This window comes from Oscillibacter sp. KLE 1745 (assembly GCF_000469445.2).
Classification (GTDB): Bacteria; Bacillota; Clostridia; order Oscillospirales; family Oscillospiraceae; genus Oscillibacter; species Oscillibacter welbionis.
Window position 1 is genome coordinate 55,939 of sequence record NZ_KI271734.1, and the last position, 226, is coordinate 56,164.

Sequence of the window (226 nt, forward strand, 5' to 3'; positions counted from 1 at the left end):
AGAGAACGCGCCGCGCCCGGTGTAAGAGAAAAAGCGCTTTTGGCCGCAACTTTGCACGTTCGTGCAAAGTTGCTGTACGGGGGTCGGCGTGAGAGGGTGCCTGCGTGTTTTCGGCAGACGGCCGACGGGCGCGGCGGAGTGACGCAAAGATTTGGGTGGCTGATTCCCGCGGCGCGGGTGCGCCTTGGGTCAGGGTGCAAGGAGGGATTTGACCAGCTCCTCTTTT